Source organism: Streptomyces sp. NPDC031265 (genome assembly GCF_055570295.1).
This window is the reverse complement of record NZ_JBVIHM010000012.1, coordinates 165539-187763: the sequence shown is the minus strand read 5'-3', so window position 1 is coordinate 187763 and position 22225 is coordinate 165539. Positions and strand designations below refer to the sequence as shown.

The following is a 22225-nucleotide window of genomic DNA, read 5'->3' as shown; positions in this document are numbered from 1 at the left end:
CGACACCCTGACCACCCGCCACGGCCTGGCCCACTGGCGAGGAGAGGCGGGGGATGCGGCCGGTGCCGCAGCCGCGCTCGCCGAGCTGCTGGAGGACATGGTGCGGGTCCTTGCCCCCGACCACCCCGACACCCTGACCACCCGCCACGGCCTGGCCCACTGGCGAGGAGAGGCGGGGGATGCGGCCGGTGCCGCAGCCGCGCTCGCCGAGCTGCTGGAGGACAGGCTGCGGGTCCTGGGCCCCGACCACCCCAACACCCTGGCCGCCCGCCACAACCTGGCCTACTACCGAGGAGTGGCGGGGGATGGGGCCGGTGCCGCAGCCGCGTTCGCCGAGCTGCTGGAGGACAGGCTGCGGGTCCTGGGCCCCGACCACCCCGACACCCTGGACACCCGCCACGGCCTGGCCTACCACCGAGGAGTGGCGGGGGATGGGGCCGGTGCCGCAGCCGCGCTCGCCGAGCTGCTGGAGGACATGGTGCGGGTCCTGGGCCCCGACCACCCCCAAACCCTGGACACCCGCCACGGCCTGGCTTACCACCGAGGAGTGGCGGGGGATGGGGCCGGTGCCGCAGCCGCGCTCGCCGAGCTGCTGGAGGACACGGTGCGGGTCCTGGGCCCCGACCACCCCCAAACCCTGACCACCCGCCACAACCTGGCCTACTACCGAGGAAAGGCGGGGGATGCGGCCGGTGCCGCAGCCGCGCTCGCCGAGCTGCTGGAGGACACGGTGCGGGTCCTGGGCCCCGACCACCCCGACACCCTGACCACCCGCCACAACCTGGCCTACTACCGGGGAAAGGCAGGGGATGCAGTCGGTGATCAGTCGACCGATTGATGAGAGGGTTGATCAACACCGATTGCAGCTGATGGCACGGTTCTTTCCGGCACGCCTAGTACGGCGGTGGGGCTGGAGGCATGCACGTGAACCCCAGCCCGCTGTGGATGTGCGAGATGGGGTCCCAGTACGTGGCCTGCTAGGCGCCGATGGGGGCTGTTCGCCCTAGGTTTGGTCGCTGAGTCATGAGGCCAGGGCGGCTGCCAAGAAGGCTTCGGCCAGGGCCAGCCGCAGCGCGTCCGGCTTCAGGGGCGTCTTGGGCGGGATCGCTGCGGCGCTGCGCGCGGGGATCCATGCGCCCAGACCGCGATGCCTTCCGCGTGGGGGCGGTCGCGACCTCCCCTGCGGGTCTTGCCTTGGTTGATCAGCTCTGCTGCCCGGCGCGCGACGGTCGCGGGGTCGGCCGTCAGGTGGTGAGCGTACGACTTCGGTCGGGGGTGCCTGTCAGGTCCCCGAGCCAGAGGGTTCGGCAGGCCCTGGCGGCTTGGCGGATGTCGCCGGTGCGGGGGAGGTGGAGGGCGTCGGTGATGAGGGTCTGGAGGGTGTGGTGGTTGAGCTGGGCGGCTGCCCAGTGGAGGACGAGTTCCTTGCGGGGGTGGTAGGTGGTGAATGTGGTGGTGCGATTGGATGCGCGTAGCCGGACGTTCGTTACGTGCGTGTATTGGGTGATTTCCGCACCGCGCGTATCCAGCCATTTTTGGCACTGCTGCGTGTACCAGTTGATGAGGGTCTGTCGGGCCCTGGTGGGTTCGGCTGCGAGGTGTCGGCGCACGAGGAGGCAGGGGCCGTGTCTCGGGGAGTTGTAGGGGGCGATGTCAGGTCCTTGGCTTCGGGGGTCGACGAGTAGGAGGCGGTGGGGGGTGCCGAAGAGGGGGAAGAGTTCCCCGTCGACCAGGTTCTTGGCGGGTCGTAAGGGCCGGGTTTCGTGGTGGTGCTTGAGCTGTCGGTAAATCCATTCGCGCCGGTGCTTGATGAGTTGGATGGCGGTCTCGTCGGAGGTGCCGTGGGGGGCGCTGACGAGGACGGTGCCGGCGTCGGTGATGCCGAGGCTGAGGGTGCGTCGGTTGGTGGTGCGCAGGATGGCGGTGAGTTTGCCGACGGTGAGGGTGCGTTCGTTGTTGGTGGCTTTGGGGGTCACGGCTTGCCTGCTTCCTTGGTGGTGTCGGTCGTGACTGCTCCGGACATGTCTGCTCGGGTCATGTTTTGCCTCCACCTATGTAGGGGCGCTGGGCGGCGGTGGGGACCGCCGCCCAGCGGGGGTTGGGTCAGTTCTCGCGGTCTGGGGCGGTGGGGCGTTGGGGCTTGGTGGGCCTGGGCCTGGCGGGCTTGGTGGCCCTCCTGGTGGGCCGGGGCACCACTGTGGTGGCGGGTGTCCTTCTGGCGCGGGTGGAGGCGCGGCTCGGTTTGTCAGCCGAGGGCGGCTCTTCCGTGGCCAGTGCGGGGGCCGCCGCGGTGGCTTTCCTGGGGCGGGTGGCCTTGGGGAGGGGCTTGGCCTTGTCCGCCATGGGCTGGGGGTCGGTTTTCGGCGGTTCAGGGCTTGATGTGGCAGTGGCGGGCGACTGCTCCTGCGGTGCGGAGCTGGCCGGTTCGGCTGTGGCCTTCTTCTTGGGCTTCTTGTGCTGCTGGGTGTTCTGGGGCGGGGTGGCCTGCTGCGCCCTGGGCTTGGTGCGGCGCGGGAAGGCGCGGAGCTTGGGGCGGATGCCTTCGAAGGATGGCAGGAGTCTGGACTGGATCATCTTGGCGGCGCTTTGGGCTGGCGGGTCGGGGGTGAAGCAGATCCCGGCGCTGTAGCGGGCGGTGGCTTCGGGGAATCGCTCGGCGTGTTCTTGCTGGATTCGCTCGTTGGCGTCGTCGGCCAGGGCAGGGACGGGTGCGTTGACGGCCCAGGTCTGGACTGCCTTGCCTTTCCAGATCCTGCGGACTCCGATGACGCGGCCGTCGCTGTGGGCGAGGTGGGCCAGGCCCTCTTCGGTGGCGGTGTCGTCGGGGCTCCACGTGTCGCCGAGGAGCTCGGCCGTGGTCTCGATGAACTTGCTGAAGTCGGGAACGGTGAGCTCGCTCTTCTTGGGGGCGTCTTCCTTCTTGGGGGCGCCGTGCGGCTTGTCGTCTGGCTTGGTGGACTTCTTGGTGGGCATGCGGGTTTCCTCGTAGGTCAGTTGGTGCCGGGCGTGTGGGCGGACTGGGCGGCCGGGGGTGCGGTGAAGGTGTCCTTGGCGATGGCCTGGATGCCTGGGGGCAGGGTGGTGAGCTCGCCGTCCGGGGCGATGCCGACGAAGAGGATGGAGCCGCGGAGGTCTTCGACAGGGCCCCCGAGAGTGTGGGCCAGGACGCTTGCGTGGAAGTTCGGGTTCCTCCTGTGTCGGTGGAGGCCGCCGAGGATCACGACCTGTCCGGCCGGGTGGTCGAGCTTGTGGATGACCTGGGGGGTGTCGAGGAGGGCTCGGGCGCAGATCCGGGCGGGCGCGCCGGGGCCGGAGAGGGAGTAGCCCCTCATCTGTCCTTCGACGTCGATGCGCAGGAGGTCTGTGCTGTCGGGCATGGCTGCGCCTTTCGGTTGGGGTGGGTTGGGGGTCATGTCATGCACCAGCCGGAGTCGCATCCGGGGTCGAAGGGGAGCGTGTCCTGGGCGCGGGTGATGGCGTCGTGGAGTGGGCGGCCGGTCCGGGTGAGGTACACGGGGTCCTTGCCGAGGTGTTTGCGCCGGGTGATGAGGACGGATTCGAGGGTGGCGGCCTTCTCGAAGAGCTGTGGCCGGTCTCTGCTCAGTTCGGCCCAGCCGCCAAGGGACTTCAGAGGACAGAACCAGCAGGAGCTCTTGGGCGGCACGGGCAACCCGGCGTCGGCGATGATCTTCATGCAGTCCACGCGGCGCAGGCCCAGGTCGAGCAGCGGGTAGGCGATGTGTTCGTGGGGTTCGCTGCGGCGCCGGTTGGCGCGTTGGATCTCGTCGAGGGAGATGCCGATGCCGACGAATGCCGGCTTGTTGGGGGTGGCGCCCCAGCGGCGCAATTGCTTGCCGGTCACCTTGATCTTGAAGTCGGCGGTGCAACTACGGGTGCCTGGGGCTCCGTTGGACATGCGGATGGGGATGGGCAGGGAACGTGAGTCGGGCCGCATGAGGCGCCCGTAGAGCGTTTCGATCTCGCCGCTGCGTTTGCGGCGGTCGAGGATTCGCAGGTCCAGGCGGTGGCTCGCTGCGTAGCGGGCGGCGATGTGGCGTACGTACTGGAGGGTTCGGGGGTCTTCGGAGTCGTCGCCAGTGTTGGCGAACAGGAAGGTGGAGTAGGGGATTTCACGCTGTGCCGCGAGGACCAGCGCCGCGGTGCTCTGCACCCCTCCCCCGTAGCTGAACGCCTTCACGCCGCCTCCAGGGTGGGCTGGGTGTTGCGCTCGATGTCCTCGCCGGTGACGGCTTCGATGAGGGCGCTGACGATCAGTTCCGCGACCGAGGGAGTGACAGCGTTGCCGTACTGGCGCACTCGCTGGCGCTTGTTGCCGAGCACGATGTAGTCGTCGGCGAAGCCCATGCCCCGTGCGATCTCATGGGGTTCGAGCATGCGGAAGAGAACGTCGTCGATATCGATCGCTGGTGCGGCGAGGCCGTATCGATCCCGGGTGGTCAGCGTGCCGACCGGCTTGTCCGCGGTGCTGGCCTTGCTCTTGCCGTAGTACGGGACGAGCAGGTGCGGTGGCACGAAGCCGTGATGGTTGCCTTCGGCGCTGACCGTATGGAGCGGAGTGGTGGCTGCTGGCCGGGCTCGGCCCTTGTCGCCGCCACCCCGCATCGGGATGACGAAGGGGGGTAGCGCGATGCCCGTCTCGTTGCGTCCGGTCTGGGTACGGGCGGGCAGGTTCGCTGGTGCTGCGGTTTTCCCTGTGCGGCCCTCCAGGGGAACGAGCAGCGGGGGGAGCGCGAGTGCATCGTTCTCGCTGGTGGTGCGTGTCGGCATGGGCCGGTCCAGCGGGGTGGCCGTGTCTCGCCAGGTCCCGCCTGTGGGGACGAGCAAGGGCAGCCAGAAAGTGGCCATACCCGTCTTGATGCGGTCGATGGTCGCTTCTTCCAGGCCGTGGGGCCTGTCCTTGGTCTTGGGTCTGTCTCCGATCCGAATGCCGGGGATGGTGGCGTCGATCGCAGTGAGTGCGGGCAGGGTTTCGGGTTCGACGATGGTGCTCTGGCAGGCCGTGGAGGGGCAGCGGTAGACGTAGGACTGGCTGTAGCGGCCCATGTCCTTCGCGGGGTTCTTGAAGACCTGGACGGCGGAGACGATCCGGTCGCAGCCGGGGCAGTACGCCTCGGGGCGAAGCCACTTGTCCCAGTCGGGGTCGCGGCCGAGGGAAACGTGCCAGTACGCCAGGTAGAGGCGGTCGCGGGACTGCGGCGGAGTATGGGTGCGGGTGCGCTGGGCGTGCATCGAGTTGAAGGCGATCAACCGGGTGCGGTAGCCGAGGTTGTGGATGTCCCGCACGAGCCGGTTCCAGTCGCGGCCCTTGCGTGCTTCGATAACGTTCTCGATGACTCCGAAGAGGACGGGCCGGCCGCGTCGAATGACGCCTTCGAGGTACTTGGGGACGTCCCACATCAGGGCGCGGGATCGCTCGCCTTCCTCGTTGACGGGCCGTTCCAGGCCGGGTAGTGCGATCTGGTTGGAGTCGTAGTCAACGGGTTCGCCCCGCGACTGGGTCCAGTACTTGCACTCGGGGGAGGCCCAGAAGCCGTGTGCGACGGGCCAGTTCTGCACGGGGAGCTTGCGGATGTCGCCGCGTTCGTGCCGGGTGTGGGGGAAGTTCGCGGCGTGGGAGTCGAGGGCGAGTTTCCAGTGATTTGCGGCCAAGGACACGCGGACGCCGGGTACGGCGTCGATGCCCTGGGAGGAGCCTCCAGCACCGCAGAACCAGTCCATGACGGTGTATTCGCCGCCGGGTCCGGACGAAGCGATGCGGGTGAGCTGGGCGCGCAGGAACGCATCGGCCTGCTTCTGGCTGGGGCGGCCCCAGTGGTAGCGGCCGTCGCTGTGGAGGAACGCTTCTGAGACGGGCCCGTGGCCGAGGGGCAGAACGCAGGACTCGGTGGGTTGGGCGCCTTGCGTGCCTTCGAACTGGTCGCCGCAGAGCGGGGTCCTGAACAGCTGACCGGCGTCGTGTCGGGACGTCACGCCGCCTCCTCTGCCGAGCTGAAGAGGCGATCGACCGACTTGAACAGGGCGCGCCATCTCGCGTCCTGCACCACGTTGTTGCGGTGCCGGATGATCTCGGCGCGCTCTTCGAGGGCCTGAGCGAGGCCCATGTCCGGGCTGAGAGCGTCGCCACGTGCGATGACGACCTGGGCGCCGAGGTCCCACACGATGGCGTTGGTGGCCGCACAGGCGGCGGCGATCGGGTCGATGTCGATGCCGAACCACTTGTAGTCGTGCGGGTTGCGGCCGAGGTCGCGTAACCGCTGGGCGGCGGCGCGCAGCATGCCGCCCGATCCGACGCAAGGTTCGGCGATCCAGCCGCCGGGCGTGATCGAATCGGAGTCGATCATGACTTGGGCCATCAAGTCGCAGACCTCGGCCGGGGTGTGGAACTCACCGGTGCCTGATCTGGCGCTCTTGGAGCGGAGCTCCATGAGCACATAGCTGAGGACATCGGTCTGGGACCGTGCATCCGGGTCGTCCCACCCGGTGAGCGCGAATACCCCGGCATCAATCGCAGTGTGGGTGACGGCCCGCACCGCGAGCAGGGTCTGCCGGTCGTACGGCTCGTCCTCCAGCCAGCGGTGCAACGGCCGGGCCCGGTCAATGAGGTCAGGCCGCTGAGCCCACTGCACGCCCCAGATCTCGGAGTACAGCTTGGGCAGGTCTTCGAGGTCGAGGTTGAGGATCCACTGGGCCAGCCCGGCTCCGTCCGGTACGGGCTCCCGCAACAGGGTCAGCGCGGCCACGACACCGATGGGGATCTCGATGAGGCTGCCGCCGAAGTTCGAGTGCCAGGCGTGGGCGACGTTCTCGCCGAGGGTGCGGGCCGTCTGGTGGGGGTTGCGGGGGACCCGCGTCCACTCACTGCGCGGCTTGCGTGCCTTGCCCTTGGAGCGGGCCGGGCGCTGGGCCGTGGCTGGCTTGGGCGGTGCGGCGGCTCGTTCAGCGGCGCGCTCGGCGAGTTTGTTTTCGAGCTCGCCAAAGAGGTCGAACTGCTTCATCTCGTTCGCCCGCCACTCACTCTGAGGGGGCGGTGTCGACGGGGGCGCCGGGCGGCGGCGGGACGGGGCCGCGCTCCAGGACCTCGTGGGCCCGGTTGATGATCTTGTGCTCTTCCTCCGTGCGCTCTTCGCAGAACTTGATCTGCTGCGACCAGCGCCAGGCCCGGAATTCGGCGTCTTTCTTGATGCCCTCAGCGTGGCGGTGGATGAACGCCTGGCGGAGGTCTTCGAACCACGGCTGGTCAACCCAGTGGCCGACCAGCACGTTGACCAGGTCGACGGTGAGGAGGACCACCCGTGCGGGCGCGGGGTACTTCTTCTTGCCGATGGTCTGGGGGTGGAAGTAGATGTCGCGTGCGGTGGCTTCGGCTCGGTTGGTGTCGTGGTAGCCGACGATCGGGGTGCCCGCGATGATCGGGGTGTCCTGCCTCAGCTCCCAGGTCGGCTCACCCCAACCGAAGGTGATGCGCAGGACGTCGACTCCGGCATCTTCGGGGCGCTCAAGGTGGGGGTAGACCCAGGTGAGGACGAACGTGCCGATGTCCGGGACCCGGTAGGCAACGCTTCCCATGGTGAAGTCCGCGGTGATGTCGACGTCCAGGTCACCGCGGCGGGTGGGGATGGAATGCATGATCTCTTTCCTGCGTGAAGGCATGGTTGAGAGCCCGGGGGCCGGCCGCTCGCACTGGCGCGGCCCCCGGGATGGGTGGTGCTTGCGGAGTGGTGCTAGCTGTGCTCGGCCAGCCAGCCGGTGGCCCAACTGGCGACGGCTTCGGCCAGGGGCTCCACCGACAGATCGCCGGGGGGCTCGCCCTCGGGCGTCGTCGTGTCGTACAGGACCGTGGAGTGGCCGTGCGCGTCGTCGTAGTACGTGGCGCTCCAGCCGCCCAGCGCGGTGCGGTCCTCGTCCAGCGGAAGGGCGCGGCGGCCCTGGATGCTGATCCAGTGGTCGTCGGCCAGGGCGACGAGGATGGTTAGCTGGCTGCCGTGGTGGTCGACGTCGACGTTGCACACGTGCTGTTCGAGCGCAGCGGTGACGTCGGCGTACAGGGCGCGGGCCTGGTCCCGGTCTCGGGCGCGGGCCGTGAGCCAGTTGGTGGCCCAGCTGCCGACGGCTTCGGCCAGGGGCTCCACCGACAGGTCGCCGGGAGGCTCGTCCTCGGGCGTCGTTGTGTCGTACAGGAGCTCCGTCTGGCCGTTCTCGGCGTTGATGTACGTGGCGGCCCAGCCGCCGAGCACGGTGCGGTCCTCGTCCCACGGCAGGGAGGAGCGGCCTGCGATGCTGATGCGGTGCTCGTCGGCCAGGACGACCGCGATGGTCAGCTCGTTGCCGACGTTGTCGATCTCCACGTTCGGCACGTGCTGCTCCAGGGCGGTGATGACGTCGGCGTACAGGCGGCGTGCTCGGGCCGTCTCGGCTTCCCGCTGGGCTGCGCGCAGCTTGAGGCGCGCTTCCGAGTGGCTCATGCGTGGTCCCCCGGTGTGGTGTCGGCCTGGTGGCTGCCGCAGATCACGCCGAGCGGCTCTCCGTCCCGGGGCAGGTCGAGCGTGACGTCCACGGGTTGCGTGCAGAGCAGGCAGGGCCGTTCGAACAGGCGCGGCATGTGGTGGGCTTTGATGGGCAGGTTGGGCGGAAGGTCAAGGCGTGTGTCGACGCCGGCCAGGGTGAGCCGGACCAGGGACAGCTGCGGGGAGATCGGCAGTGGGTTGGTGTGGTCGATGGTCAGCGGGGTCGTGGGTCCGTCGCGGAAGGTGAACACGTCGCCGGGGCGGAGTTCGTGAACGAACACGGCTCGGGTGAAGGGCAGAGCGATGACGATCGGGATGTTGTTCATGTCTCTTTCCTGTGTGAAGGGGGTTGGGGGCCTCTGCGCTGCCGTCTCGCACGCGGCACCGGAGGCACGGTTGGAGTGGATGGGTCAGGGGCTGGTGGGCACGTCCGGTGTCGTGCGGTTGAGCTCGACAGCGATGTGGCCGGGTACGCGGCCGAGGTTGGCGGTGTGGATCCCGATGGGGTCCGGGCCGCCGAAGTCGACGACGACCATTCCGTTGCCGTCCGGGTCGAGGGCTCTGACGACTCCGTAGGCGGATCGCTCGGGGTGGGTGACCCAGTCGCCGACCCGCAGGGGTTGCAGGTGGCCCGTGCACGGTCCCGGCTCGCGGAGGGAGAAGTGGGCGGCCGAAGGAGCCCAGCAGTAGTTCCCCTCCCCTACGGTTTCCTCGCATCCGCGGGAGACGTGCTCGTATCCATCGACGCGGAGCAGGACGGTGGAGAAGCCGGGGTCCTTGGAGTGGAGGGCGGCGAACGAGGTGACGCCTTCGGGGCCGCGGTCGTTGTGGCCGAGGAACTCGATCTCCAGGCCGATGGTCGCGGGCCAGGTTTTGAGGGCTGTGGTGGCCAGGAGCTGGGCGTGCCGTACGGGCACGGTGGACATGGTGAACTCCTTTGCGGGCGGGCGCAGTTAGGCCGCGGGCAGGGTCAGGACCGTCAGGGAGCGGCCGTGGCTCTTGAACCCGTCATGGAGCGGCGCGCCGGGCACGTAGCGCAGTTGCCGGGCGAGCCTGCCGATGGCTTTCACGGTGGGCACGTTGAACAGCGTGGACACCGGGTGGTCGTGGCGGGCGGCGGCCACAACCTTGTAGCCGTCCTCGGCGCCTGACAGAACCTCGACCAGGTGCGGCTCCTCGTAGCCGTAGTCCAGGACCAGCGCGCTGGCGTTGCCGTAGTCGGCGCGCACGAATTCGGCGATGGCCGGAGCCCTGTTGTCAGGGGGCAGGTCCAAGGTGAACAGCGCGCCGGGCTCGAAGTCGGGGCGCACGGACATCCAGGCGACGGATTGCAGCGGGGCAAGGCACTCCCGCAGATCTTCCTCGGCCTCGTCCAGGTCGAAGGTCGGGTGGGCGTCGCTCGCGAAGTCAGTGCGGCTCTGCAAGCAGGTGATCTCGCCGTCGGCACGGCCCCAGATTCCGTGCAAGATCGCGGACCTGTCGGGGAAGTGCTGGAACTTGAGGTGGGTGGCCGTGGGGAAGGCGGCCAGGATGGACGCGGTGAGGTCATCGAGGACGGCGATGGAGAAGGTCTGTTCGGCGATCTCGAACGCCCTGTAGGCGTCGTTGCGTCGGCGGCGGGCCTGCCGCTGCCGCTGGGTGGGCTTCTGGGTCATGGCTGGTGCAGTCCTTTCCAGTGCCGGCGTCGCTGGGTGGTCGCGGCGCCGGACCGTCGGTTGAGGGGTGTCAGGAGGTGAAGGTCGTGCAGGCGATCACGCGGTCAGCAGGCGTGTGTTCGCGTTCCCACTGGTTGCATCCGGTGCAGCGGGGAAGCCCGGGGTCCTGCGCCGGGGTGGCGGTGAAGATTCCCGGCGTGAGGTCGTACGCGAAGGTGATCGCCCCGGTGCCCGAGCGGATGCAGGCCGTCCCGCGGTCGCGGACGACGAGGCCACCGAGCACAGCGCCGATGAACCGGTTGCTGCGGACTTCGCTGACGAAGCCAGCCAGTCGGATCGGGCCGTGGAAGTCCAAGCGGTAGGCGGGGTGCGTGATGTCGCCCGATCTCTCGACAGGGCGGGCTCGCGTGGTGCACAGCGGCTCCACGATGTCGAGGAACTGGTCGAGGATGCCCTGAAGTTGGGGGGCGTGCGCGCGCAGGCAGGAGTTCAGGACGAGGCCCTGCACCAACTGCGTGGAGTGCCCGTCGATCCATGCGGACAGGCTCATGGGCTGGTGGTCTTCGCGCTCGTGGGCCCGGCGGTCCACCTGGGAGGCGCAGAGGAGAGCGGCGGCGGCCACGTCGACCTGTGCGGGATGGACGCCGTGGTGTTCCGCTGCCTGGTAGAGCTCGCTGATGCGGGTTTCGATGGTGTTCACTGTTTCTTCCTCGCGGGGAAGGGCCGGGCCCCGGCGACGGCCGGGGCCGGACCGTGCGGACGGGGGTTAGGGCAAGAAGGAGCCGCAGGACGTGCCGTTGCTGGCCTGGGTGTGCTCGCGCTCCCACTGGCCGCACCGAGTGCAGTGCGGGAGCTCGGGGTCCTCGGCGGGGGTGGCGATGTAGATGCCGGGCAGCGCGCGGTAGCTGAAGTGGACGATGCCGGTGGCGGGCTCGACGCTGGCCGCTCCCTGGTGGCCCGCCACGACGTGGGCCAGGACGGTGCCGACGAGCTGGCGGGACTGGACGGGCCGGGGTAGGTCGTTGAGCTTGGCGGGGCCCTCGTAGTCGAAGAGGTATGCGGGATGGGTGAGGTCTTCCGGGCTGGTGAGGGGCCAGGCGTCGTGCTGCGGGGCGCGGTGGTCGGTGCGGGCGGGTCCGACGCGGTTGAGGAAGGTGACGTAGCGGCGCAGCAGCGGGCTGAGGGGTCCGGCCTGCACGCGTTCGGCGGCGTCGATGGAGTACTCCATGAGGGCCATGGGGTGACTCTCGACCCACTGCAAGATGCTGGATGCCTGCCGGTTGTGCCGGTCGATGCGGATGGCGTGGGCCAGGAGGGCGGCGGCGGCGTCCACGCGCTCGCGGGGAATGTCGCGTTCGGCGGCGGCGGCGTACAGGTCGCCGGCGAGGGTGTCGGTGTTGTGCACGGTCTCTCTCCTCGTGGTGTGGGACCGGCCCCGGCGGTGACGCCGGGGCCGGGGGGTGTCACGGGCTGACGGGGCGCGGCGCGAAGTACTCGATGGCTTGGCCGTGGAGGGTGTTGAGCCGGGCGGAGAGGCCCTTGCGGAGCCGCTGGCACACGGGCTGGACACCGTGCTGGTCGGTGACGGTTTCCAGGCACCAGTAGCGGTGGCCGTCGGTGAGGCTGAAGGCCCACAGTTCGTCTGCCTGCCCGGCGAGGTGCAGGACGCGCATGTAGCGGTCGGAGTCGTCGGGCACGCCGAGGGTGGAGGGCGCCTCGCGAAGGAGGGGCGCGCCCTTGATCTTGGCAGCCAGGACTATGCGGGCGATGTCGGTGTGGTTCATGGGTTTCTCGCACTCTGTTGTGAAGCCGAGCCAGCCCGTCAGCGGCCAGGCTTTGCATTGTCTAGACACATGTAGAGGTCACGAAAAAGCCCCCCGGCGCTCGGGGTCGACATGCCGGGCGAGGCGGATGAGGGTGTCGGCACCGAGGAGCCGGGCGAAGTAGGCGGAGTCGAGGGTCCACTCGGCGAGCTCGGCGTACACGGCGCCGAGGGCCTCGATCAGCGCCCGGGTGGCGTCGGTGGGCACATGCAGTTCCTCGCCGAGGGTGATGTCGCCATCGAGGTCCGGGTTCGCCTGGCGGGCGCCGTGCCGGACGAGCCGGACCAGGGCGTCAGCACCGAGGAGCTCTTCGGCAAAGTGATCGAAGTCGAGCGTCCAGTTGGCGTGGGCGGCGTAGGCCGTCCCGAGCAGTCCCGCGAGGGCGTGCGTCAGATAGTTGACTTCATCGAAGCGCTCGCTGGGGACGACCTGCTCGTCCGCCACCACGTTGTGGGTGACGTTCTCCAGGAAGGTGGGCTGAGGTAATGCGGCCATGCGGGCCTCCCGTAGTAAGGGGTGGGGTCTTGCGTTCTGATATAATTTTATCACTCTCCGTAACTGTCGTCAAGTGTTATTTATCAGGTGGGGCGGGGGGTGCCCCGTCACGAGGGCGCCGGACGATGCCCTCCCGAGCGGCGCGCCGGGCGGGCTCCAGCCGTCCTGCGGCTTCCAGATCGCGTACGAGCCGGGCCCGCACCGCGCCCTCCTCCAGCAGCCGGGCAGTGCTCGCCTTCGCCGGGTCAGGCCGCTGCGGAACCGGGGCGCTCGCCCTCCTGGCTCTGGTGTTGGTGCCGCACCCCCGGCAGTTGGCGGCCTTGCCTGCCGGGTGCGCCGAGCACCCTGGGCCGCTTCCCGGATCAGCCGGTTGCGACGACGGGGGTAGGGGGTCTTTCACCTGGTGGTTCTCTGACGGTTCCTGTCCGGCCAAATTGGCCGCTTGCTCTGCCGAATCTGGCCGCAGGTCAGATTGGCCAGCGGCCAGATCGGCCGCCTGCTTTGGGCGACGGTTTCCGTTCTTCACGCCGGTACGCGGCGCCGGGCCCGAGAGACGCGCTGCACGGCTCGGCGCCACCACGGCCGGAGTCGCCTCGGTGTCGGGGTCCCTGATGAAGTAGCGGTTGCTCGTGCGCCGCCCGTCAGCGAACCGCGGTTCGCTGACGATGTAGCCCTTCCCCTCCAGCCAGTCCAGATGCCGGCGGACGGTGCGCTCGCCCATCGATGTCCAGGAAGCGAGGGTCTTCTGGCCGGGGAAGCAACTCCACTGGTCATCTGCGTAGTTGCACAGCGCGATGAGCACGAACTTCGCCCCGCTGTTGGGCACCTGCTTCTTCGCTGCCCAGGAAATGGCCTCGATGCTCACGCTGCACCCGCTTCTTTCCACCGTTCGCGCCAGCGCGCAACGGTGCGCGGCTTCACAGCGAGCCGTTCGGCTATCGCCGCCGCGCTCTCCCCATGGGCGTCCAGGACACGCGCTGCGAGATCCTGCTCCTCATCTCCCAGGCACGGCCGGGGCTGGTCGCCGTTGAGGGCACGCTCGACTGCGAGGAAGTCGATGTCGGCCGTGCTGGTGTGCCTCGTGCCGATGTAGGCGAACACGCGCGTCCGTGTCCCCTGTACTCCCGTCGGCTCCCAAGAGACCGCCATCCAGTCCGCAGGAGATGCCGGGTTCACCGGCGCTCCCCCGCGTCCTCGCCGCCCAGAACCCCCAGTGCGGCCTCCGCGTCTCCGATACGGAGGAGCCGTTCCGCCTCGGCGGCCGTCTGCTCCAGTGTGACCGCGGTGCGGCGCGCCAGGTCGCGTTGGGCGTCGGCTAGGGCGATGCGGTGGAGCAGAGTAACCACCCTGTCCTCCAGAAGCTGACGAACGGGGTGCAGAACGTCCAGGGACTCGACTGCGATCGAGTTGATGAAGTTCGGGTGCTCCTGGGGCCACAGGTGGGCGAGACGCTCGACCAGGCGCCGCCGCAGGTACTGCGGGGTGGGCGGGAGGTTCTCGGGCACGTCGAGATGGGCGGGCCGTTCCAGGATGCCGACCAGGAGGGCGGCCAGGGCCTCCGCACGCAACTCGAACTCGCTGTAGTAGGCCAGGGCGCGAATCGCCTCGGCGTTGCGGTGGTGAGCTGTGTAGGGCCGTCCGGCCAGTTGCTCGGCTGCCGTGCGGTGGTGCTGCTGGCGTTCCGGGTCGAGGTCGCTGAGCGGCTGGCCGTCATAGGCGCGGGCGAGATCGTCCGCGACGTGCTCGACGGCGAGGTGGCTGCTCACAGTGTTCCTCCAGAAGGAGATGTGGAGTCCCGCAGGGCGTGCGGGTGCGCCGAACACCGGGGCTCGCTGGCCTGCGAGCCCCGGTGCGGGAAGGGCTGGGTCAGGAGTCGTCGGAGGTGACGCGCGATACCGAGATCGAACGGCTGGTGCACCCGCCCGGCAGGAGGGGAACGTCGATGCGGAGGTTTTGGAGGATCTTGGCCATGGCCTCGGGGTCCGGCTGGGCAGGTCTCGGGTTCCCTCCGGACCAGCCGAGCTGGAAGCCGCCGTAGATGCCTGCCTGTGCCGCATCGAGGATCTTGCGCGACTTGGCCATCGTCTTCTTGGCCGGTGACGCGATGTCGGCCGCGTCCGCGTAGTCCTGCAGCGCCTGGACGAGGCTGTCGTGGTCCTCCGCGAGGATCGTCTGCGCGGCCCGCCCCTCGGGCAGGGAATCAAGCTGCCAGCAGGCTGTTCGCCAGTCGCAGTTGTGGCAGATGCTGCTCAGCTTGGGGCCGTCGAGGTCGCGCGGCAGGTGCTCGGGGTCGCTGCTGTTGAACACCTCGTCCGCCCAGGCCAAAGCGTCTTTCGTGATGGCGTCGTCGTACGCCTGCTGGTGGATGAACTCGTCGCCGAAGTCTCTCCCGATGTAGCGCAGCCGCACTACGTCCACCGGCAGCGGCTGGGCGACGGGAAGGTAGGGGTGCTCAACGAGGCGGCCTGTCCTCAGCAAGTGGGCGTACAGGTGCACTTGGAACAGCTCGTGCTCACGTGGCCCGGTTCGCTCGATGGACTTCAGGGCGTACACGGCCTTGGTCTTGACGTCCTCGACCACGCCGTACGGAGTGGTGTAGCCGCTCTTCGGCTTCGGCGCCTGGAGAGTCGCGGCAAGGTCGGCGGGCGGCCAGTAGGCGTCGACGTGCCCGAGGATCTGCTCGCCGCGCACCTCGATCTCGGTGAAGGCTCCGTGGTGCTCTGCCAGGACCCGCAGGATGGGCTCGTGGGCCCAGGTGCCCAGGATCGCGGCGTGCTTGTTGTCTTCGAGGTCGGTCGGCCAGGTGCCGTGGAGCTCGTACCCGGCACGCCGTCGGCACAGTCCGATGGCGGACGGGCCGAGGAGGGACTGGCGGGAGCGGGGCCGACCTCGGTCTTCTTGATGTGCGGCCTTCCACAGATCCGGGACGGCCACGCCCCTCGCGGGGTTTTCGGTGGTGGTCATGTTCCTTCTCGCACTCTGTTGAGTGGGCGCCGGATGCGGCGCCCGGTCCGCTAGCTGGCGGGCGTGGCCGACGGCGTCTTCGGGGTGCGCTTGCGCGCCGGGGTCTTCTTCGCTTCCGGCTCGGCGTCCGGGGCCTTCGCGGTGGAAGTGGCCTTGCGGGCCGCCGCCTTCACCGGGGGCTTCGTCGCGGTGGCCTTGCGGGGAGCACGCTTCGCGGGTGCTGCGGGCGCCTGCTCTTTCTCCTTGTCAGGCTGCGTTTGGGCGGGCTCCCGGATGGTGTCCACCAGCTGCTTGAGCTGCTCGACCGAGGCGTCCTGGAAGGCGGTCTTGAACTTGCTGAAGCAGAGCTCATTGATGGCGGTGAAGGCGAGGCCGCCGTCCTTGGCTGCGGCCTGTACGGCGGAGCGCGCTTCGGCCAGCTCGTCGACGGGCTGCTGTTCCCGCACCGAACCCGCCCCGTCCTCCGCGTCGGCGGATTCCGGCGCCGCGGTAGCCCCGGCTTTGAGCTGGGCGACCTTGACTTGCACCTCGTCGTGGGCGGCGTCGGCGTCGGCGGCGTGCATCTCCTCGTCCACGTAGATCCCGGAGAGGTCCTGCGGGCACGCCATGCGCAGCGCGTGAGCCTCGGCGACCTTGCGGATCTGGTTGGCGGACATCCTCCTCCAAGTCGGGTCGAGGCCCCGTTCCTCAAGCTCGTAGTCCCAGACCATCGGGGCGAACTCGTTCCAATGGACGACCGCTGGGAACCGCGACTCGCCCCGCCACACGGTGACCCGGCAGGCCGCCGGCGGCTCCTCGCGCAGCCAGACGCCGTGCTCGTTGCCCTCCTTGTCGAACCAGACGGTGTCCTCGTAGCTGAGGTCCTCCTTCGCCCGGTCCACGGCGCGGCGCGCGATGAGGCGGTAGCCGTTGATGCCCGTCTGCACGGTCCACCGCTTATCGCCCGCAGACCCGCGCTGGATCATGTAGATCTGGTTCGCGAAAGGGTCCAGCCCGCTCGCCCGGCAGCAGTGGAAGAAGACCTGGATCTGTGCGGCCGAAGTGCCGTACAGATCCGGGTGCAGCTCGCGGAGCGCCCTGAGCTGGGTGTCGTCAAACGTCGCCTGGTCCTCGCGCATCGCGAGTCCAGTGACGACCGGTTCTGCCATGTCTCTCTCCAAGCTCGAATCGGTTCACGCCCTGACAGACGTCTGTCTCCACACATGTGGAATCCGTGAAGATCTGCATTAAATCTATTTCACGACAACTTGACCGTCAAGTGTTTTTTATCATTCGGCGGGGTCGATCGACTTCAGACGCCGCACCTCGAAGACCTCGCCCCACTCCGGGTGACGCTCACACAGCAGGCGCGCATAGCGACTCGTGAACGAGTTGTTGAGCCGGAAGGGGCGACCATTCGTCTGGCCCCCTACCTGCCAGCGGAGTCGCTCAAACAGGGCCTTCATCCCCACCCGTTCACCGCCCGCATCGATCCACTCGGCCGCAAGCTCTTCGAGCGCCTCGCACACCCAGGGATTCTCCTCATGGAAGGCGCCGAACAGCACGTCCAGCGCCGCCCGCCCACCCTGCGCCCCGCCCTCCACCCCGAAGGGGAGTTCCGGTTGTCGATACACACGCCACCCCCATGGACAGTGCATTGCCTAAACATATGTCGAAGACACACCCTAAGCGCAATCCACGCGACGCGGGAGGCGGGGGTACCGGAAAACCGGGGATGAAAGACACGAAAGCCATCACCCCCGGCGCCACAGCGGACTACCGCTTGCGTCCCGCAGTCGGGCGCACCGTAACCGAGTGGCCCGCTTCCAGCACCTCGGTGACGAACGCCACCGCTTCCCTGACAGCGGCTTCCGTGTCCTTCGCAGAACCGCCAGGCGAGAACTTGCGGGCTGCGGGCAGCGGTTCGGGATCCTTGGCGACCGCCGCAGTCTCGTCCTTCTGGCGCCCGCGGGGCTGGATCGCTTGGCGCTCCCCCTGCTCGATCCTCTTCACGGCCTCCGCAAGCACAGGCCGCTCGCGGTCCTCCGCGTCCGTGAGGATCGTCTCCAGGAGCCACAGAGGCGACCCGGAAATCTTGGCGTCCTCCTCGGCCAGGCTCTTGCGCACCCGCCACTGATAGACGTCCATGTACTTCTTGCCGAAGATCCAGGGGATCTCCTTGAGGCCGACGACCGCGGGCAGGTCGTCGACACTATGGACGACGTAGCCGCCGGCGACCTTGGCCTTGTACGCCTTCAGCGCCTCCGGCTTCACCTCCCGCTCTCCGGGAACCGCGATCGCCATCACGGTCGGCAGCAGCCAGTAGGGGTTCCCAGAGATCACGACGTCGGAGTCCGACAGAACTCCCCTGGTCTTCCACAGCTGGCTGGTCTGGCGTCCGACGCCGTAGAGCGACGCGATCTCCTCATGTCCCAGCAGATAGGGGAACCGCTTGCTCTCCACCGTTGCCTCCACCCTGAGCGCGCCCATAAAACAGACTTGATGTGTCAAGTGTAGTTTAACGCGGCTGGTGAGGCCCACAACGGAATTGCCTGGTCCGGGCAGGTAGCCGGTCGGCCGGGAGGCGCCGACTTCCGCCCGCGCAACGCACGGGTGCCCTCTGACAGATGAGCTTGACTATTTACCAAGTGAGTTTGCCGCCCACTTCAGCGGGCGGGGCCATGGTCCACTGAACGGGTGACGGCCCTGACCGGCCTCGCCGTTCAACCTCTGATCACAAACTACCGTGCGGTCATGCCGCCCATCCCTGTGACTATCGAGCAGCCCGTACCCATAACTCCGCTCGTCACGGACTGGCTCACTGGTGTCTCCACGGCCGTCGCCGCCATCGGAACGGTCGGCGCGTTCATCGTCGCCCTGGTCCTCTGGCGACGGGATGCTGGCCTCCGCAAGCAGCAACAGGAACAGCAGCGGCGGAGTCAGGCTCGCAGGGTCCACGGCCATGCCACCAATGTCCGTGGGACGTACGGAGGGGCTCCCGTGATACTGGCTGCCTACATCATCAAGAACAGCAGCGACGAGCCAATCTACAACGTCCGCCTTCCCCGCAGTGGCGCCGTCTACCAACTCTGCCCGATGATCCCAGCCGGCGATGAGTACCGAGAATCGGCCGAGGCGGACCGAGATCGGCTTGGTCTGGCTGCCCGCGACGAGACCATTACTCTCCCTATCACTTTCACCTTCACCGACCAGGCCGGCATCGAGTGGACCCGTCATTCAGGCGGACAGCTCGAAGAAGTCAGGCCGTAGCCATGGAGCTGAGCCGCGCGAGGCAGCCACGTTCACGTGCGGCCACCAGCGGGGTACGGCCCACCGTCACCGTGGGCGGGCATCACGAAGCCGATGCGTCAGGCCCGCCCTTTCACAAGGCGGGCCTGTCTCGGTATGCTGATGTCCTCTTTCCAAGTGAAGCGGCGCCCCGGGATCTGACTCGCACTCTGCCCGGGGCGCTGTCTTTTGCTCAGCGGCTCACTGCCTGCCAGACCGCGAGCGCACAGCCGATGAGCGCAGAAAGAGCCGCGATCGCCGCCAACGGCCACCGGTTCTTCTCCAGTGCTGTGACGCGTTCGTCCAGTTCCTGAACGGCCCGGTCGATCTGGTCGGATCGCTGCACCAGGAGCGCCAACTGGCCGTCGATGCGGGCCAGCCCGACTTCGAGGCTGCGCTGTAGCTCAGCCAGCGCCAGGGCGACCTCTCCGTCGGGCATCGTGCTCCTTCTTCCTTCTACGGCTAGCTGACTATGGGGGACGCGGGATCACTCTTCGCCGGGAGCCACGACGCGGTCCCCGGGCGGCCGAGGAGGGTGCCGATCGCGCCCTTGATGACAGCCAGGCCCGCGGGGATCGCCGCGATACCCGCGGACTGGAGGGTGGACAGGTCGACGATGTCGGTGGTGCCGGCCGCCAGGAGCAGACCGAGGAACGCCTCGATGTAGGTGAGGGCTGCCCGCTCGGCGATGTCGACGAACAGCTTGGGGGTGCTGGTTGGGGTAGTCATGAGTTGGTGTGTCCTTCTGGGGTGTGTCCTTCTGGGGTCAGGTCTGGGGGACGCGGAGCTTGGCCCAGCTCGTGGGCCCGGGGATGCCGTCTGCGTCGCTGCCCGCATAGCCGAGGCGCCGCTGCCAGGCGGCGTAGGACTGCCGGTCGGCCTCGCTCCAGTCGGGACTGGGGCCGACCTGGTACCGGCTGCATCCCTCCTCGACCAGGCGGCGGCCCATCGCGGTGATGATCGGGCTGTGCTGGCCGTCGTGGAAGAAGTCGCTGCCGGGGAACGGCTGGGAGGAGGCCGGAGTACTCGGGTTCGGCTTCTGCCCGAGGCGGGAGGCGATCCGCGCCCGCATGTCGGGCATCGTGAAGCCCGCCGGATCGCTCTTCCAGTCCGACCACTCCAGGTGGCCGATCACGCTCTTCGCGGACCAGCCGTGTGCCCGGCAGATGGCTGCCGAGACGCGCTCGATGGCGTCGAGCTGAGCGGACGGCCACGGGTCTCGGCCATCGCCCAAGTTGATGCATTCGAAACCGTAGAAATGCCCATTGCCATCGACGGCGCCAGCACTGCCTTCGTGCTGGTGCGAGGCCGGAGGGCGGTCACCGTAGTCCTCGGCGATCACGGCTTCCAGGACGCGCGCGTCCCCGCCGCCAGCATGGTTCGCGCGGCCGTTGCCGACGAGGTGGACCACGCCGTTCTTGTCGATGACGCCATGGCAGAGAGGACCTGGGAGCGAGTCGTATCCGTCGTAGCAGAGCGACACCGACGAGTCGGTGCCGCTGCTCACGGTGTGGTGGATCACCACACCGTTCACGGGGCCCCACGCCCCGCGGTGGTTTCGGTTGTGCGAACGCCAGTTGCCGACCTCGACGACCCGGACACCCTCGGCTCGGAGCGCGGAGACAAGCTGGTCGGCGGACAGTGGCTGTGCCACGGAACTACGCTTTCTCCCCCGCGCCTCCGCACGTTTTGGCCGGTCAGGAGCCACCTGACGGTCCCTCGGAACTGCGGTTGCGGGCCCTGTTACTGCCTACGTGCGGGCGGAGGGTCGCCCAGCGCGCGGAGCCTAACTCATGCGGGACACAAGGGTCCTGCCCTGCTGCCTCTGTCCTCGAAGCCGGTTCCCCGGCCCCGGATCCCGTCCGCGAGTCAGTCCAGCGGGAAGCGCAGGTGAAGGTTCACGTATCCGTTGCCGCTGGCGAGTTGGCTGGAGGCGGCGGTGCTGATGTTGGAGAACGCGATGGCCCCGGTGGTAGGGCTGACATTGACACTGGTCCAGGCGCTGGATGTGCCGGTGGTACCCGTCGGCATGATCACCATTTCGAACTGCTGGATGTAGCCGTTGGTCGGAGCGGCACCTTCGGGCAGCGTCAGCAGGACCTCGCCGTTGGTCGGCGTGGTCCGCGCTGTTCGCTTGAGGATGCCGCGCAGCCCCACCGTGCGGTCCGGGTAGATCTTGTAGGCGACCCTGTCGTACGCGCCGCCCCACTGCGCCCAGTTGGTGCCGATCTCGGGTGTCTTCCAGCCCTGGTTGTAGCGGCTGATCCAGCCGTCGGTGTCCACGACGAACATGTTGTGGATGGACACCGGGGTCGGCTTGTCGTCCCAGCCACGGGCGCCGATGGAGGCGCCACTGGTGATCTCGATCCGTGCGTAGGTCGAGGAGCCGAACAGTGTGTACCCCGCGTCAAGGTCGATGGTGGTCGCGCTCATTTCGAGGCGCCCCTTGTCGGGCTCAGACCACATCGACAGCGAAGCGCCCGGGTAGATCCGGCCACCGCCGAACAGGCGCTGCTGCGGCCCGGTCAGTGGCGCCGGGGGGTCGGTGAGTTCAGCGGACTGGAGTCTTAGTTTGCTGGTGTTGCTCCTGGGGTCGTAGGCGGCGTACAGGCTGGCCGGGGTCACCTCGGTGGCGGAGCCGGACAGGAGGCGGACCTGGCCTGTGGTGGGCTGGGTGTCGGTGGCGGGAACCTGGGTGATCTCGACGCGGCTGCCCGTCTCGCCGGTGCGCAGGACGCCGCCGTCGATCGTGACACCTATGATGCGGACCGCTTTGAGGGTTTTGCCGTTGAGGGCGTCGACGTTGAGCATGTTGGCGGTGACCACGCCGGCGGTCAGCAGCCCGGACCGTAGGTTGTTCACGTCCATCTGGTCGACCGTGAGGCTGTTCGCCTTGATCTCCCGCGCGGTCAGGGTGCCCTCGTACACGTCGGTGTTGACCAGGCGGCGCGGTGTGGCCTGGACCGGGGTGCTGGGCGGGCCGGGGGTGCCGCTGGTGTTGACGGCGAGGAAGCAGACCCAGACCGGGTCGTAGGTGGTGGTGGGGACGGTGACGGTGGCGCCGGTCTGGGACTCGATGGTGGCGGCCGGGTTGCGCGGGTCGGGGGTGGCGGTCGGCGTGGGCAGGAGGTGGACCTGGATGCGGGCGAGGTCGCCGACCGCGGCGGTGGTTCCGGTCCAGGCGCCGTCCCAGGTGACGGCGAGCGCCGACAGTGACGGGGTGACGAGCGGCGCGGTCGGGGCGGGCGGGGGCGGGCCGTTGACGGGGACGGCCCCGGTGGTTCCGTCGGGCTGCTGGCCGATGATGGCGCGCAGCGAGCCGGTGTCGTCGTACACGGTGACCGCGCCGTCCTCGATGGAGGAGTGGGCCAGGCGGCTGGTGCGGCTGAGCTGGTCGAGGCGGCGTTGCAGGTCGGCGATGTCGTCGGCCAGGCGCTTCAGGTCATCGGGCATGGGTGGTGCTCCTCGGCGAGGAAGGGAGGGGTGGACGAGGGGG

The 22225-nt window shown here is 68.6% G+C and carries 28 protein-coding genes; 2 read left to right on the top strand and 26 right to left on the bottom strand.

The genetic code is table 11. From position 1 onward, the window contains the following. Positions 1-838, top strand: an 838-nt coding sequence (locus tag ACZ499_RS20445) for a tetratricopeptide repeat protein (RefSeq protein WP_468676770.1), incomplete at its 5' end; no start/stop codon positions are given. Between the two features lie 406 nt (positions 839-1244). Here ACZ499_RS20445 and ACZ499_RS20440 read toward each other — a convergent pair. From ACZ499_RS20440 to ACZ499_RS20335, 22 genes are all read right to left on the bottom strand, one after another. Next, the gene (locus tag ACZ499_RS20440; RefSeq protein ID WP_468676768.1) at positions 1245-1976 is read right to left on the bottom strand and encodes a YgjP-like metallopeptidase domain-containing protein; all 732 of its coding nucleotides are present in this window, start codon (positions 1974-1976) and stop codon (positions 1245-1247) included. Between the two features lie 127 nt (positions 1977-2103). Continuing rightward, the gene (locus ACZ499_RS20435; protein WP_468676767.1) at positions 2104-2973 is read right to left on the bottom strand and encodes a hypothetical protein; all 870 of its coding nucleotides are present in this window, start codon (positions 2971-2973) and stop codon (positions 2104-2106) included. A gap of 17 nt (positions 2974-2990) precedes the next feature. Then, positions 2991-3377, bottom strand: a complete 387-nt coding sequence (locus ACZ499_RS20430) for a hypothetical protein (protein WP_468676765.1) — start codon at positions 3375-3377, stop codon at positions 2991-2993. 32 nt (positions 3378-3409) lie between these two features. Beyond that, positions 3410-4198, bottom strand: coding sequence for an adenine nucleotide alpha hydrolase family protein (locus tag ACZ499_RS20425; protein WP_468676763.1), 789 nt, complete (start codon positions 4196-4198; stop codon positions 3410-3412). Continuing rightward, the gene (locus tag ACZ499_RS20420) at positions 4195-5991 is read right to left on the bottom strand and encodes a DNA cytosine methyltransferase (protein WP_468676762.1); all 1797 of its coding nucleotides are present in this window, start codon (positions 5989-5991) and stop codon (positions 4195-4197) included. Before ACZ499_RS20420 ends, ACZ499_RS20425 begins: the two co-directional genes overlap by 4 nt. After that, positions 5988-7016: an N-6 DNA methylase gene (locus ACZ499_RS20415; RefSeq protein WP_468676761.1), complete on the bottom strand. Its 1029-nt coding sequence runs from the start codon at positions 7014-7016 to the stop codon at positions 5988-5990. The genes ACZ499_RS20420 and ACZ499_RS20415 overlap by 4 nt, the downstream gene beginning before the upstream one ends. 16 nt (positions 7017-7032) lie before the next feature. After that, positions 7033-7647, bottom strand: a complete 615-nt coding sequence (locus tag ACZ499_RS20410; protein WP_468676759.1) for a hypothetical protein — start codon at positions 7645-7647, stop codon at positions 7033-7035. 95 nt (positions 7648-7742) lie between these two features. Next, positions 7743-8483: a hypothetical protein gene (locus ACZ499_RS20405; protein WP_468676758.1), complete on the bottom strand. Its 741-nt coding sequence runs from the start codon at positions 8481-8483 to the stop codon at positions 7743-7745. After that, the gene (locus ACZ499_RS20400; RefSeq protein ID WP_468676756.1) at positions 8480-8851 is read right to left on the bottom strand and encodes a hypothetical protein; all 372 of its coding nucleotides are present in this window, start codon (positions 8849-8851) and stop codon (positions 8480-8482) included. Before ACZ499_RS20400 ends, ACZ499_RS20405 begins: the two co-directional genes overlap by 4 nt. 84 nt (positions 8852-8935) lie before the next feature. Then, positions 8936-9451, bottom strand: coding sequence for a hypothetical protein (locus tag ACZ499_RS20395; RefSeq protein ID WP_468676755.1), 516 nt, complete (start codon positions 9449-9451; stop codon positions 8936-8938). A 27-nt stretch (positions 9452-9478) separates the two neighbouring features. After that, on the bottom strand, positions 9479-10180 hold the full coding sequence (locus tag ACZ499_RS20390; protein ID WP_468676753.1) for a hypothetical protein: 702 nt from the start codon (positions 10178-10180) through the stop codon (positions 9479-9481). Positions 10181-10250: 70 nt separating this feature from the next. After that, positions 10251-10880: a hypothetical protein gene (locus ACZ499_RS20385; RefSeq protein ID WP_468676750.1), complete on the bottom strand. Its 630-nt coding sequence runs from the start codon at positions 10878-10880 to the stop codon at positions 10251-10253. 66 nt (positions 10881-10946) lie between these two features. After that, positions 10947-11585, bottom strand: a complete 639-nt coding sequence (locus ACZ499_RS20380) for a hypothetical protein (protein WP_468676748.1) — start codon at positions 11583-11585, stop codon at positions 10947-10949. A gap of 58 nt (positions 11586-11643) precedes the next feature. Beyond that, a complete protein-coding gene (locus tag ACZ499_RS20375; RefSeq protein ID WP_468676747.1) occupies positions 11644-11964 on the bottom strand; it encodes a hypothetical protein in 321 nt (106 codons plus the stop codon). Positions 11965-12042: 78 nt separating this feature from the next. Beyond that, positions 12043-12498 carry a hypothetical protein gene (locus ACZ499_RS20370; RefSeq protein WP_468676745.1) on the bottom strand — a complete coding sequence of 152 codons (456 nt, stop codon included), beginning with the start codon at positions 12496-12498 and terminating at the stop codon, positions 12043-12045. A 76-nt stretch (positions 12499-12574) separates the two neighbouring features. Continuing rightward, positions 12575-13363, bottom strand: coding sequence for a helix-turn-helix domain-containing protein (locus ACZ499_RS20365; RefSeq protein ID WP_468676741.1), 789 nt, complete (start codon positions 13361-13363; stop codon positions 12575-12577). After that, positions 13360-13599: a helix-turn-helix domain-containing protein gene (locus ACZ499_RS20360; protein ID WP_468676739.1), complete on the bottom strand. Its 240-nt coding sequence runs from the start codon at positions 13597-13599 to the stop codon at positions 13360-13362. The genes ACZ499_RS20365 and ACZ499_RS20360 overlap by 4 nt, the downstream gene beginning before the upstream one ends. A gap of 71 nt (positions 13600-13670) precedes the next feature. Then, positions 13671-14264, bottom strand: coding sequence for a hypothetical protein (locus ACZ499_RS20355; protein ID WP_468676736.1), 594 nt, complete (start codon positions 14262-14264; stop codon positions 13671-13673). A gap of 100 nt (positions 14265-14364) precedes the next feature. Then, on the bottom strand, positions 14365-15462 hold the full coding sequence (locus tag ACZ499_RS20350; RefSeq protein ID WP_468676734.1) for a hypothetical protein: 1098 nt from the start codon (positions 15460-15462) through the stop codon (positions 14365-14367). 50 nt (positions 15463-15512) lie between these two features. Next, positions 15513-16610 carry a recombinase RecT gene (locus tag ACZ499_RS20345; RefSeq protein WP_468676732.1) on the bottom strand — a complete coding sequence of 366 codons (1098 nt, stop codon included), beginning with the start codon at positions 16608-16610 and terminating at the stop codon, positions 15513-15515. Positions 16611-16730: 120 nt separating this feature from the next. Next, positions 16731-17075: a hypothetical protein gene (locus ACZ499_RS20340; RefSeq protein ID WP_468676729.1), complete on the bottom strand. Its 345-nt coding sequence runs from the start codon at positions 17073-17075 to the stop codon at positions 16731-16733. 142 nt (positions 17076-17217) lie between these two features. Then, positions 17218-17904, bottom strand: coding sequence for a hypothetical protein (locus ACZ499_RS20335; protein WP_468676727.1), 687 nt, complete (start codon positions 17902-17904; stop codon positions 17218-17220). 234 nt (positions 17905-18138) lie between these two features. Between ACZ499_RS20335 and ACZ499_RS20330 the strand changes: the two genes are divergently transcribed. Beyond that, on the top strand, positions 18139-18711 hold the full coding sequence (locus tag ACZ499_RS20330; RefSeq protein WP_468676725.1) for a hypothetical protein: 573 nt from the start codon (positions 18139-18141) through the stop codon (positions 18709-18711). Between the two features lie 211 nt (positions 18712-18922). On the opposite strand, the gene ACZ499_RS20325 is transcribed toward ACZ499_RS20330, so the two are convergent. The 4 genes from ACZ499_RS20325 to ACZ499_RS20310 form a co-directional block, all read right to left on the bottom strand. Further along, positions 18923-19168, bottom strand: a complete 246-nt coding sequence (locus tag ACZ499_RS20325; RefSeq protein WP_468676723.1) for a hypothetical protein — start codon at positions 19166-19168, stop codon at positions 18923-18925. Between the two features lie 23 nt (positions 19169-19191). Then, positions 19192-19458: a holin gene (locus tag ACZ499_RS20320; RefSeq protein ID WP_468676721.1), complete on the bottom strand. Its 267-nt coding sequence runs from the start codon at positions 19456-19458 to the stop codon at positions 19192-19194. Positions 19459-19495: 37 nt separating this feature from the next. Continuing rightward, positions 19496-20383: a peptidoglycan-binding protein gene (locus tag ACZ499_RS20315; protein ID WP_468676720.1), complete on the bottom strand. Its 888-nt coding sequence runs from the start codon at positions 20381-20383 to the stop codon at positions 19496-19498. A gap of 215 nt (positions 20384-20598) precedes the next feature. Further along, a complete protein-coding gene (locus ACZ499_RS20310; protein ID WP_468676718.1) occupies positions 20599-22182 on the bottom strand; it encodes a hypothetical protein in 1584 nt (527 codons plus the stop codon). Between the last annotated feature and the right edge of the window lie 43 nt (positions 22183-22225).